Genomic DNA, 12630 nt, shown 5'->3' with positions numbered 1-12630 from the left:
CGGAACCGCCGGACGGCGCCCGGCGGACGCATTCATTCCCCTTAAACGTTTTATAAACGTGAATTGCACGGAAAAGTCAACGGAAATCTCGGACGATGCGAGCGAAAAGGTCGTACGCCTCGGCCCGCTCGACGCGGGCCTCGACGACCGCGCCCGGCGCGGGGAGTGTGCCCGAGAGCCAGGTCACGCCGTCGATCTCGTAGGCCTGCCCCGCGTACCGGCCGATCGCCGTGACCGACGACTCGGGCCGCTCTTCCGGCCTGCACGCCTCGTCCACGAGAACCCGGAGCCGCCGCCCCTCGAGACGGGCGAGCCGCTCGTGGGATATCTCCATCTGGAGCTCGACGACCGCGTCCCGGCGCGAGAGCGCGACCCTGCGGGAGACCTTCCGACCCGATGCGGTCGTCCCCTCCTCCGGCGAGTACACGAAGACGCCGACGTGGTCGAACAGGATTCGCTCGAGGAAATCGAGGAGATCGCGGAAGTCCCCGGCCGTCTCGCCGGGGAAACCGGTCATCACCGTCGTCCGGAGAACGAGTCCGTCGATCTCGCGGAGCCGGCCGAAAATCCGGTCGAGCTCGATGCGGCCGTATCCACGCCGCATGCCGCGCAGGACGCGGTCGGCGGCGTGCTGGACGGGGATGTCGAGATAGGGGAGGATGACGCCCCCCTCCACCAGCCGGGCGAACTCCGCCGCGTCGAGATGCGCCGGGTGGAGATACATGAGACGCAGCCAGGCCCCCGGGGCCGCAGCGGCGATCTCCTCGAGAAGGTCCGCCAGGCCGCGGGTTCCCTCGCGCCAGGCGCTGGTGTCCTGCGCGATGACGACGATCTCGCGCGCTCCCGCCGACGCGAGACGGGCGGCTTCGTCGACGATTTCGCGCCGGGGCCGGCAGACGAGATCGCCCCTGATCGACGGGATCAGGCAGTAGGAGCAGCGGTTCGAGCAACCCTCGGCGATCTTGAGATAGGCGATATGCGGCGGGGTGAAGAGCCGGCGCGCGCCTGCCGGCGGCGGCGTGGGCGGCACGAGCCCGAAGAGGGCCGCCGCCTCTTCGGCGAGCCGCTCGAACCCGGCGACGTCGAGGAAGAGGTCGATCTCGGGCAGCAGCGGACCCAGCCGCTCACCTTCGCGCGAGACGAGACAGCCGACCACGGCGAGCTTCTGCCCGGGGCGCTTGTCCGCGGCCGCGCGGAGGATCTCGTCGACCGATTCCTCGACGGCCGGCTCGATGAAGGCGCATGTCGTCACGACGACGAGATCCGCCTCTTCACCGCCGGCCGCCTCGCGCCATCCCGCCGCGTCGAGTCCGCCGGCGGCCTTCTCCGCGTCGACGAGGTTCTTCGGGCATCCGAGATGGACGAATCGATAGGTGCGGGGGCCGTGGAGATCAGCTGCGCTCATAATCCTCTCTGCGCACGAGGACGCGCCGGGCCTTGCTTCCCTCGAAGGGGCCGACGACGCCGGTCTGTTCGAGCATGTCGATGAGGCGCGCCGCGCGCGCGTACCCGACGCGCAGGCGACGCTGGAGGAGCGAGATCGAACCCTGCTGGTGAATGATGACGAGTTCCTTCGCCTTGTTGAAGAGATCGTCGTCGACGTCGGCGTCCTCGTCGTCGACCCCGGCGCCGCTCTCCTCGGAAAGATCGATCTTCTCCCCCTTCTCGCCGAAACCCTTCCAGTACTCGGCCACGGTCACCGCCTCCCCCTCGGAGATGAAGGCGCCCTGGATGCGGATCGGCACGGGCGCGGTCTTCGGCAGGTAGAGCATGTCGCCGTTGCCGAGGAGCTTTTCCGCCCCGTTGACGTCGAGGATCGTCCGGGAGTCCGTCTTCTGCGTCACCTGGAAGGCGATCCGGCAGGGGAAGTTCGCCTTGATGAGCCCGGTCACCACGTCGACCGACGGCCGCTGCGTCGCGAAGACGAGATGGATCCCCACGGCGCGCGCCATCTGGGAGAGCCGCGTGATCGGCGGGTAGATCTCGTTGCCGAGGGTCACCATGAGATCGGCAAGCTCGTCGATCACCGTGACGAAATAGGGCAGCGCGGTCAGGGGCTCCCCCGTCTCCGGATGGACGAGCTTCTGGCGGGCCGCCTTGCGGTTGAAGCTCTTGATGTTCTTCACGCCGAAGGAGGCGAGGAGCTTGTACCGCCTGTCCATCTCGATCGTCAGCCAGTTCAGCACGCGCAGGGTCTGTTTCGCCTCCGTGATGACGGGGTGCAGGAGATGCGGGATGCCGTTGTAGGTGATCAGCTCGAGCCGCTTCGGGTCGACGAGTATGAACCGGCAGGTCCGCGGCGTGTGATGATAGAGCAGCGAGCAGATGATCGAGTTGATGCAGACGCTCTTCCCGCTTCCCGTCGCCCCCGCGATGAGCAGGTGCGGCATGTCGGCGATATCGGCGAAGTAGGGCTCGCCCGTCACCGTCTTGCCGAGGCTCACGACGAGCCCGTCCGCGTCCGGCGGATAGTTCTCGAGCATCTCCTTGAGGTAGACGATCTTCGGGTCGGCGTTCGGCACCTCGATCCCCACGGCGCCCTTGCCCGGGATCGGCGCCTGGATGCGTATCGCCCGCGCCGCGAGGGCGAGCGCGATGTCGTCGGACCGGTTGGCGATCTGCGAGACCTTGACCCCGGCCGCCGGGACGAACTCGAAGGTGGTCACCACCGGCCCCGGGCGCACCTCCTGGACGTTGCCCCGGAGCCCGTAATCGGCGAGCTTCGCCTCGATGACCTCCGATCGCGCGAGCAAATTCTTGCGGTCGATCCTCACCGCGCTCTCGTCGTAGGGATCGAGCAGGGAGAGATCGGGCAGCGGGGCGTCGTCGGCCTGCGTCGCCGCGGCCGGCCGCGGCCGCGCGGCCGCCTTCGGTTTCGGCGCGCCCCCGCTCACGGCGATCCGGACCGGCTCGCGCACGGCGTCCTCATCCCGGTTGGCCGCAACCCGCGCCTCGTTCGCTGGGGCAGTCGTCGCGGCGCGTTTCTTCCGCCGTTTCCGCGCCGCGGGCTGCCCGTCCGCCTTCCCGCGCCGCAACGACGGCAGGCGAAGGCGCGGCAGGGAGATCGAACCGAGCCGCGCGAACAGATCGTGGATCGACCGGAAGAAGAGGAAGAGCCCCGTCACGGCGAACGCGCCCGCGAGGAGCAGCACCGAGCCGATCCGTCCGGCGAGAAGCTCGAGATTGCCGTGCGTTGCCGTCCCGACCCACCCGGCGGCCGACTGGCCCCCCGCCGCCGCGGTCAGGCCGGCGGCGATCCAGGCGAGAAGCGCGAGGCAGAGAACCGGCCGGGAATCGTCGCGGAGATCGCGGCCGCGGAATGCCCCGGCGGCAATCCAGGCGAGGAAGACCGGAACGATCCAGGAGAAGACGTATCCGAGCGCCCACCTGAGAGAACCGGCGACGTACGCCCCGATCGGACCGCAGAGATTGCTGACGCGCCAGAATCCGCCCCAGTCGGCCGGATCGTACGACGCGATCGCCACGGCGGTGAAGGCGGCGCAGAGCAGGAGCACCACGCCGGCGGCTATTCTTCTCCTCGTCGCCATCGGTCCTCTCCCCCGCGCGGTCGCCGGCGTGCCGCCGTCCGGACGGTCAGCGTCCGCGCTTCCCCGTTCTATCAATGATGTCCAAGTACGACAAGCAGTTTTTCCCGATGTCCCCCACGAGGATCCCCGAAAGGACGGCGAGACCGGCGGCGCCCGCCTCGAGCGCCGCGGCCGCGTTCGCGGGCAGGATTCCGCCGATGGCGACGACCGGCCCGGGGAACAGCCGCGCGGCCTCGGCGACGAAGGCCGTTCCGACGGGGATGACGCCGGGCTTGGTCGTCGTCGGATAGACGGCGCCGACGGCGATGTAATCGACCGCCGACGGATCGACGGCGGCGAGCTCGGCGGGGGTGTGGACCGTCACCCCGACGATCGCCTCCGGGCCGAGGATATCCCGGGCCTCGGCGGGCGAGGGGTCGCCGGCGCCGAGATGCACGCCGTCCGCCCCCGCTTCGTGCGCGAGCCGCGGATCGTCGTTGACGATCACCGGCGCCCGCCCGGCGACTGCCGGCATGATGCGCGCGAGGTCGCGCCTGCGGGCGTCGTCGTCGATTTCTTTCGCCCGGTACTGGATCGCGCCCGCCCCTTTCGAGGCCAGCGCGTCGGCGACGGCCGCCGTCTCCTCCGCGGTGACGAGGGAGCGGTCGACGAAGGCGTAGAGAAAGGGCGCTCCGGGCAGGGCGAGCTTCCTGTCTTCCACGCCGAGAAACCGCTTCTCGAGCGAATAGACCGAGAAGCGAAGCCGCTTGAAGAGGGTCGTCGTCTCGGGATCGAGGAGCTTGCCGAATTCCTCCATCACGCGGAGCGCCTCGCCGGCGCGGGCGAAATTGGCCCTGGCGACGGAGGAGAGCGATCCGCGGAGTTGTTCCGAGTCCGTCGTCAGCGTGCTCCCCGGATCGCCGTCGGCGTCCCGGAACACGCGCGACCCGCCGGCGAGGCGGTCGAGCAGGCGCCGGACGTCATGGCGCGTTTCCTTGAGCTCGCGCATGAGATCCTCGCGGCCGAGGACGAAACGGGCGATCTCCTCGATTACGCGAAGGCCCTCGGCGCAACGGTTCGCGTTCGCGTCGAGGATGCGAAGGATCTGCATTCGTTCGGTGTTCTTCATGGCGTCGCGGGGGCGTCCGGGAAACACGTCACCTGATCGCGCCCCCGTCCATCTCGGGAACGCGCCCGCTGCAATCCGTCCGGGCGCAGTAGAGAATGTCCCGCTCGAATCCGAGGGAAAGGAGCCGCCGGCCGTGCTCGCACGATCGCAGCAGCAGCTCGGTGCGGTCGCCATACTCCGCGGCCGCGAGCAGGGCCAGCCGGGCCGCGTCGTCGAGGTCGCCGTCCCCGAAACGGAACCCGAGACGCGAGAGGAGCATGCCGCCGCAGAGGAGGTCCTCGATCGCCACCCGGCCCTCGAACCCGCTGCAGAGGACCACCACGCGCGGCTCGCGCCGCAGGGCCTCGGCCACGGCTGAGACGTTGACGATCGCGCAGACGACGAGCCTGCCCGCCTTCGCCGCCGCGACGACGGCCCGCGTCATGTTGGTCGTCGTGAGGACCACCGTCTTGCCGCCGACCACGTCCCCGGTGAACTCGCCCGGCGAGTTCCCCAGCTGGAAGCCCTCGATCGGGAGGCACTTCCGCTCGCCCGCGAGGAGCTTCTCCTCCTGCTCCGCCGGGGGAGCGAGACGGAGCGCGGTCTCGATGTCCTCGACGGGGATGACGCTCGCGGCGCCGTTGTCCATGGCGCTCACGACGGTGCTCGCGCCGCGGAGGACGTCGATGACGACGACGGCCGCGCCCTGCTGCGTGTCGCGGCCCGCCTCTTCCGGCGTCGCGTAGAAGATCGTCTCCACGCCCGTCACGTCCCTTCCGCGGGGGGAACGGGACCCCGGTTGTCGATGTAATCCGTATCGAAATCGCCGGAGATGAAGACGTCGTCCTCGAGGACGGACAACAGGAAGGGAATCGTCGTCGGTATCCCCTCGATGACGCACTCGCGGAGCGATCTGGCCATCCGCTGGCGCGATTCCTCCCGCGTCTCCCCCCAGGTGATGATCTTCGCGAGAAGGGAATCGTAGTACGGCGGCACGACGTATCCCGCGTAGAGGTGGGAATCCACGCGGACCCCGGGGCCGCCGGGGGGATGCCAGAAATCGATCCTGCCCGGCGCCGGCTTGAAGTTCCTGGCGGGGTCCTCGGCGTTGATCCGGCACTCGATCGCGTGCCCGCGGAAGCGGGGCGGGGCGTCGAAAACGCGGCTGACGCCGACCGAGGCGAGCAGTATCTGCTCCTTGATGAGATCGATCCCCGTCACCATCTCCGTCACGGGATGCTCCACCTGCACCCGCGTGTTCATCTCGAGGAAGTACACCCGCCCCCCGCTCACGAGGAACTCCATCGTGCCGAGCGAGCCGTAGCGTATCGATTCGGCGCCCTTCACCGCGAAGTCGAGGATGCGCCGGCGCATCTCGTCGTCGATCCCTGGCGACGGGGATTCCTCGATGAGTTTCTGATGGCGCCGCTGGATGCTGCATTCGCGCTCGCCGAGATGGATCGCCCGTCCCTCGCCGTCCCCGAAGATCTGCACCTCGATGTGCCGGGGCGCCTCGAGGTACTTCTCCAGGTAGAGGCCGCTGTCGCCGAAGGAGATCTCCGCCTCCTGCCCCGCCTGGTGGAAGAGCCCGCGGAGATCCTCGACGTCGCGGACGACGCGGATGCCTCGCCCGCCCCCGCCGGCCGCCGCCTTGATCATGACGGGGTAGCCGATCTCCCCGGCCAAAACCACCGCCTCCTCCTCCGTGCCGACGATCCCCTCGCTCCCGGGGATGATCGGCAGCCCCGCATCGGCCATCAGGCGGCGGGCGGTCGACTTGTTCCCCATGGCGATCATGACCTCGGGCGATGGACCGATCCAGTCGATGCCGCAGGATGTGCAGATCTCCGCGAAACGCGCGCTCTCGGCGAGGAATCCGTATCCGGGGTGCACCGCCTCGGCGCCGGTGATCTCGGCGGCGGCGATGATGCGGGGGATGTTGAGATAGCTCTCGACGGGCTGGGCCCCGCCGATGCAGACGTCCTCGTCGGCGAGCTTGACCTGGAGCGAATCGCGGTCGGCCTCCGAGTGCACGACGACCGCCCGGATACCGAGCTCCTGGCAGGCGCGCATGATACGGAGCGCGATCTCTCCGCGCGCGGCGATCAGGATTTTCTTGTACATACGGATCGATCTAGAAGTCGCCGGATGACGCAACGCCGCTGCCGGCTCCCTCGAACCCTTCCCACGTCTTGTCGCTGGTGGCCTGTATGCCCTTGAGCCGCAGGCTGAATTCGTGGGGATTGGTGCTGTTCTTCATGGCCTCCTCGATGGAGATGAGCCCTTCGGTGAACAGCTTCATGAGGGACTGGTCGAAGCTCTGCATGGCGTGCGACGAGACCCCTTCCCTGATCGCCTGCGAGATCATGGGCGTCTTTTCAGGGTCAATAATATACTCCCTGATGGAAGAGGTGACAACCATTACTTCGACCGCGGCCACGCGCCCGGCGCAGTCGCACCGGGGGATCAGGCGCTGCGCGATGACCGACTGGAGCGTGGAGGCGAGCAGGTAGCGGATCTCCTGGTGCTGGTGCGGCGGGAAGAAGGAGATGACGCGGTTGATCGTCTGCGTCGCATCGGTCGTATGCAGGGTCGAGAGGACGAGATGGCCCGTATCGGCGGCCATCAGGGCGATCTCCATCGTCAGGGCGTCGCGGATCTCGCCGACGAGGATCACGTCGGGATCCTGCCGGAGGATGTGCCGCAGCGCCTCGTGGAACGAGGAGGTGTCCGAACCGATCTCGCGCTGGTTGATGATACTCTTCTCGTCGTGGTGGAGGAACTCGATCGGATCCTCGACGGTGATGATGTTCTTGTTCGCCCTGCGGTTGATCTCGCTCACCATCGCCGCGAGCGTGGTCGACTTGCCGCTGCCGACCGTACCGGTGACGAAGATGAGGCCGCGCTGCATCAAGGCGAGTTCCTTGAGGATCCCGGGGAGCCCGAGATCGTCGAGCGTCAATATCTCGACGGGGACGTGGCGGAAGACCATGGCGATCGATCCCCGCTGAACGTAGAAGTTCGCGCGGAAACGGGCCAGCCCCGCGACGCCGAACGCGAAATCCACCTCGCGCGTCTTCTTGAAGCGCTCCTTCTGCTTCGGCGTGAGGATCTGGTCGGCGATCTCCTCCATGTCCTTCGGAGTCGGGCGATCGAACTCGAGATGCTGCAATTTGCCGTCGACGCGGACGACCGGCTGGAGGCCTGCCTTCACGTGAAGATCCGACGCCTTGCTCTTGATCATGGCTTCGAGTATGTTCTTTATATTCATTGTATTACCTTCCAGGCCTCGAGTTGTTTCGCCATGCGTCCACGCGCCGCCGGGCCGGGCTCGGCACGTCCGGGCGCACGTCGGTCGTGGCTGTGTCGGGAAGGATATTTTGCAAGGATCAGGCCGAATCGAGGAGAAAAAGCGGCTGACCGAACTCGACCGGCTGGGCGTTCTCGACGAGGACCTTCTGGATGATCCCCGATCGCTCCGCCTCGATCTCGTTCATCAGCTTCATCGCCTCGATGATGCAGAGCACCTCGCCCACCTCGACGCGTTGCCCGACGGCCACGAACGGCTCCGCCCCCGGCGACGACGCGCGGTAGAAGGTGCCCACCATCGGGGAAACGACCTCTTCGAAGGACGCCGCGGGCGCCTCTTCAACGGCGCCCGTTTCGTCGACGGGAACCTCCGCGGCCGCCTCGGCGGGCGCCGGAGACGATGCGGATTGGACGATCTCGCCGGAGGCCGGCGCCGCGACGGCGACCCGGCGGGCCACCCGGATCGACGAGAACGGCCCGCGGATCTCGATCTCGTCCAGGTCCTCCTCGCGGAGTATCGCCGCGAGCTTCCGGATCTCGTTCTCTCTCATCCCTTCACCCGTTCGATATACCGCCCGGTCCTCGTATCGACCTTGAGAACGTCACCGATCTCGATGAAGAGGGGCACGGTGACCACGGCTCCCGTCTCGAGGGTCGCGCTCTTCGATCCACCCTGGGCGGTGTCGCCACGGAGCCCCGGCTCGGTCTCGGTCACGGCGAGTTCGACGAAATTCGGCAGCTCGACGGCGATCGGCTTGTCGCCGGTCATGAGGACGGATATGTCGGTGTTCTCCTTGAGATAGTCGAGCTGGTCGTCGAGGAGGGATTTCGGCAGGGGAATCTGTTCGTAGGTCTCCTTGTGCATCACGTAGTAGAGGTCGTCGGCGCTGTAGAGGTACTGGAAGGCGTGCCGCTCGACGCGGACCTCGTCCACCTTCTCCCCCGCCCTGAAGGTCTTGTCGATGACGAACCCCTCGGGGATCTGCTTGAGCTTCGTCCTGACGAAGGCGCCGCCCTTGCCCGGTTTGACGTGCTGGAAATCAGCGATCGCATAGAGTTTTCCATCGAGCCGGATGATGAGCCCGTTGCGGAAATCGCTCGTGTCGGCCATGCCCTTCCTCTCCTCCAGACATCAGTTGTCGGCGTCGCCCTTCAGGCGGTTGAGCCAGTTGCGGAAATCCGCCATCTCCGGCGGCGTGGGTGCGGCGGCAGCCCGGTCGGCGGCCGGCGGGGCATTCCCTTCCCGGCGCCCCGGCCTCTCCCGGCGCGGGACGGATTCCCGCGGCGCTTCGGGGGATCCGGTCGCCGGAGTTGCATCGCCGCCTCGCCGCTCCTCCTCGTCGAGTTCCCTGACGGCGTCGGCGATCTCGCCGCGTTCCGCCGCCGCGGAATCCGTCGATCCTCCCGGTCCCGCCGTGTGCACGGCGAGTTCCTCGCCGACGTCGTCGACGGATATCGTGAGAACGTCCTCGTCGAACGCGAGGTCCCGCTCCCGGTCGTCGCCGTCGACGAGCTGGCCGAGCCGCTCGAGCATGCTCTTCGCTTCCGCGTTGTCCGGCTCCCGCCTGAGCACGTCGCGGTAGATCCCGAGCGCCTTGTTGTAGTATCCCTGCGACGCGTAGATGCCGGCGAGCGTCATCGTCGCCAGGTCGCGCGAGCGTTCGCCCTCTGATCCGTCGGCGGTGGAGCCGAGATCGATCTCCCGCACGCGGAATTCGTTTTCCAGCTCCCCGAGGGCCGACGCGGCCTCCCCGTTCGTCGGGTCGATGGAAAGGAGCGTTCGGAAGAAGGACGCGGCGCCGTCGCGGTCTCCCTCGGCGAGCAGGATGTTGCCGAGGAACCTGAGCGCCACCATGTTTTCCGGGTCGATCTCGACGACACGCTCGAACTCGGCCTTCGCCCGCTCGGTGGCCCCCTTGTCGTAGTAGCATTTCCCGAGGATCACGTGCGCGCTGGCGTAATCGGGATAGCGCTCGAGGCCCTGCTCGCACAATTCGATCGCCCGATCGACCGCCCCGTCCTTGCGGTAGGCGTCGGCGAGGGGCGCGAACAGACGGGAGGACGGAGCGCGTTCGAACCGCTCCTCGAGGTGCCCGGTCTCTTCGCTGAAAGCTCCTGTCATCCCTTCCCTTCCGTTCAAACGCCGGTCGAGACGGAAGCTACCAGAGCGCATCGCGGCTGTCAAGCGCGTCGTGGCGCCTCCAGGCCGCCGCCTCACCGGATGCTGAAGGTCTCCGCGACGGCGTGCAGCTCCCTGATGAACGTGTGCTTGTCGAAGGTCGGCGCGTAGACGACGCAGTCGACGATCCAGAGCCGGGAGGCCACCCGGTCGAGCACGAAGAAGCAGAGAAACGGCCCCCCGTAGAGGTCCTCGGAGTTCTCCCAGTATCCCCTCATCGCCACGGCCTCGTAGTCGCCCAGCGCCTCCTCGTCGAACCGGACCATCTCCCGGCGCATGACGTCGCGATCGTACATCGCCCAGGCGAGCCGCTCCCGCGCCTCGTAGAGGAGGCTCGAATCGGCGAGCGAGAGTCCCCGCCCGTCCCAGGGCTCCCAGGAGACGGTCAGGCCCCGGTGGGGGGGCGTCCGCACGAACTCGAAGCCGGGCACCTCCGGGCGCTCCTGGTTGAGCTCGTAGAGCTCCGGTATGCGGAGGGAGAAGCCGTACTTCGCGGCGAGCTCCTCCTCGAGGTCCTCGCGTTCCCGATCGAGAAGGAAGTCGCGCAGGCGGAGCCGGTTGCCGTATTCGATGAGATCGCGGACCGTCGCCCCGTTCTCCCTGATCGTCTCGAGAAGGGTCTCGCGGCTCGACGCGGTCACGATGATCGTGTACTGGCCCTTCACGGGATAATCCATCTTGCGGAAGACGCGGTCCTTCCCCTCGAGCACCCGGCGAACGCCCGTCGTGCCGATGAAACTCTCGATGATCCTGCCCACGTCGCCGTCCCTGACGACGCCGCAGATCACCATGTTCTTCGTCGGGCGCTGCCGCTCGAAATCGAGCGCGGGAACGAGACGGACGCGGAACTGCAGTTCCGTCTTCGTGTAATAATCCATCTCGTGCTGGATCTCCCTGACGATCGCCTCGGTCACGGCGTCCTCCACGCGCCCCGCCTCGGTGACGATGACGACGTTGCTGTAGGAGCCGACGGGCGGATACGTGCTGTTCACGCCGCACGACGCGAGCGCGAGCGCGATCGTTGCGATCGCGATTGCCATTCGTCTCATGAGTATTCCTCCCGTGGGAACGATACGAAGCACGAGGCGCCCCGGGCAAGGGAAAAGAAAAGACCCCCCGTGGTCGAGGGGTCTCTCCGGGTCCGGAGGTCGGCGCGCGGGCTCAGCGTCGCGTCCTCATCCGTACGATGACCTGGCGGTAGTACAGGTTCTCCCGCTGCAGCTGCAGCAGGCGCTCGCGGAGCAGCCGGTTCTCCGCGGCGAGAGAATCGGCCGCATCCGATCCGGCGAACCGGATGGGAAGATCCCTCGACGGTTCCACGCTCTTCGTGACGGGGAAGGCCTCCTGCGAGACCATCTGGAGCACCGGCGGATAGCCCATGTTCGTGCGGCCGCGGTCGACCTCCGTCCGGACCGCCGCGGTCCGGGCCGCCGGGTGGGTCTCCTCGACGGCGAAGGAGGGCATGCCCGCCTGGCCGAGCCAGTTCGTCATCGCGAAGACGGCGACCGCCGCGACCGCCGCCGCGGTGGCGGCGAACTTGGCGCCCCAACGCCAGGAGCCGATCAGGAGATCGCCCCGCGAGCGCACCGCTCTCGCCCGCTCCTCGAGGATCCGCCGCTTGACGTTCCATTCGAAATTCTCCGACGGCTCGACGTCGGGAAGATCGTGGACGAGCGCGAGACAGCGATCCATCTCCCCGGCGAACGCGGCGCACGCGGCGCACGCGTCGAGGTGCTGTTGCAGCAGGATCCTCTGCTTCTCGTCGAGGAGCCCGTCGAAGTGTGAGAGATACATCTCCCGTGCCCTTGCGCAACGCATGTCATTTCCCCCTGAACCTGGTATCGTCTCCGAGAAGCGGCGCGACCGCCTTCTTGAAATACATCCTCCCCCGGTTGATGCGTGAACGCACCGTCCCGAGCTTGAGGTTCGTCGCCGCGGCGATCTCGTCGTAGCTCAATCCGTTTATCTCCCGCAGCACGAAGGCCGGCCGGTACTTGACCGGTATCTTCCCTATCGCTTCCTGGATCGCGGCATTGAGCGTCGTGCGATCCATCTCCTCCTCGGGCGTCGGCCCGTCGTCCTCGACGTCGATCCACCGCCCGTCGTCGCCGCCGTCCGTCTCCGACCACATCCTCACCATCTTCGGGCGGCGCTTTATGTTCCTGATCCTGTTCCTGACGAGATTCGTCGCGATCGTGTAGAGCCACGTGGAGAACCTGGCGACCGTCCTGTACTTGTCCGCGTTCATGTAGGCCCGGACGAACGCCTCCTGGGCGAATTCCTCCGCCTCGCTCTCGTTCCCGAGAAGCCTGAACAGATAGGCGTACAGGCGGTTCTTGTACCGAGCGACCAGGATGTCGTACGCGTGGTTCTCTCCGCGCTGCACCCGGAGGATCAGGTCCTCGTCGGAGAGTTCCACCAGCGCGCCGCGTCCCGCCGCCGGCCGGCTTTCAACGTTCACGCGATCGTCTCCCGTCGTATCGTCTTTCACCTGTTCCTACCCCCCG

General features: G+C 67.4%; 12 protein-coding genes. All 12 read right to left on the bottom strand.

What is annotated here, in order from left to right; translation table 11 throughout:
* Nucleotides 1–76: 76 nt before the first annotated feature.
* Nucleotides 77–1405 (bottom strand): 30S ribosomal protein S12 methylthiotransferase RimO, encoded by a 1329-nt coding sequence (rimO, locus tag JW876_10485; GenBank protein ID MBN1885934.1) that lies wholly within the window; start codon nucleotides 1403–1405, stop codon nucleotides 77–79.
* Nucleotides 1392–3548: a DNA translocase FtsK 4TM domain-containing protein gene (locus tag JW876_10480; protein ID MBN1885933.1), complete on the bottom strand. Its 2157-nt coding sequence runs from the start codon at nucleotides 3546–3548 to the stop codon at nucleotides 1392–1394. Before JW876_10480 ends, rimO begins: the two co-directional genes overlap by 14 nt.
* Nucleotides 3549–3594: 46 nt before the next feature.
* Nucleotides 3595–4656: a thiamine phosphate synthase gene (locus JW876_10475; protein ID MBN1885932.1), complete on the bottom strand. Its 1062-nt coding sequence runs from the start codon at nucleotides 4654–4656 to the stop codon at nucleotides 3595–3597.
* Nucleotides 4657–4684: 28 nt separating this feature from the next.
* Nucleotides 4685–5395: a 2-phosphosulfolactate phosphatase gene (locus tag JW876_10470; GenBank protein ID MBN1885931.1), complete on the bottom strand. Its 711-nt coding sequence runs from the start codon at nucleotides 5393–5395 to the stop codon at nucleotides 4685–4687.
* Nucleotides 5396–5400: 5 nt separating this feature from the next.
* Nucleotides 5401–6759, bottom strand: a complete 1359-nt coding sequence (gene accC, locus JW876_10465; protein ID MBN1885930.1) for an acetyl-CoA carboxylase biotin carboxylase subunit — start codon at nucleotides 6757–6759, stop codon at nucleotides 5401–5403.
* Nucleotides 6760–6769: 10 nt separating this feature from the next.
* Nucleotides 6770–7906 (bottom strand): type IV pilus twitching motility protein PilT, encoded by a 1137-nt coding sequence (locus JW876_10460; GenBank protein ID MBN1885929.1) that lies wholly within the window; start codon nucleotides 7904–7906, stop codon nucleotides 6770–6772.
* Between the two features lie 118 nt (nucleotides 7907–8024).
* Entirely contained in the window at nucleotides 8025–8495 is a 471-nt protein-coding gene (accB, locus tag JW876_10455; protein MBN1885928.1) for an acetyl-CoA carboxylase biotin carboxyl carrier protein, read from the bottom strand.
* Nucleotides 8492–9055 (bottom strand): elongation factor P, encoded by a 564-nt coding sequence (gene efp / locus JW876_10450; GenBank protein ID MBN1885927.1) that lies wholly within the window; start codon nucleotides 9053–9055, stop codon nucleotides 8492–8494. The genes accB and efp overlap by 4 nt, the downstream gene beginning before the upstream one ends.
* Before the next feature lie 21 nt (nucleotides 9056–9076).
* On the bottom strand, nucleotides 9077–10066 hold the full coding sequence (locus JW876_10445) for a tetratricopeptide repeat protein (protein ID MBN1885926.1): 990 nt from the start codon (nucleotides 10064–10066) through the stop codon (nucleotides 9077–9079).
* Between the two features lie 92 nt (nucleotides 10067–10158).
* On the bottom strand, nucleotides 10159–11172 hold the full coding sequence (locus JW876_10440; protein MBN1885925.1) for a DUF4837 family protein: 1014 nt from the start codon (nucleotides 11170–11172) through the stop codon (nucleotides 10159–10161).
* Nucleotides 11173–11284: 112 nt separating this feature from the next.
* Complete coding sequence (locus JW876_10435; protein ID MBN1885924.1) at nucleotides 11285–11917, bottom strand: hypothetical protein; 633 nt, start codon at nucleotides 11915–11917, stop codon at nucleotides 11285–11287.
* A 25-nt stretch (nucleotides 11918–11942) separates the two neighbouring features.
* Nucleotides 11943–12584 (bottom strand): sigma-70 family RNA polymerase sigma factor, encoded by a 642-nt coding sequence (locus tag JW876_10430; GenBank protein MBN1885923.1) that lies wholly within the window; start codon nucleotides 12582–12584, stop codon nucleotides 11943–11945.
* Between the last annotated feature and the right edge of the window lie 46 nt (nucleotides 12585–12630).

This window comes from Candidatus Krumholzibacteriota bacterium, from assembly GCA_016931295.1.
Classification (GTDB): Bacteria; Krumholzibacteriota; Krumholzibacteriia; order Krumholzibacteriales; family Krumholzibacteriaceae; genus JAFGEZ01.
This window is presented reverse-complemented; position numbering and strand designations above follow the sequence as displayed.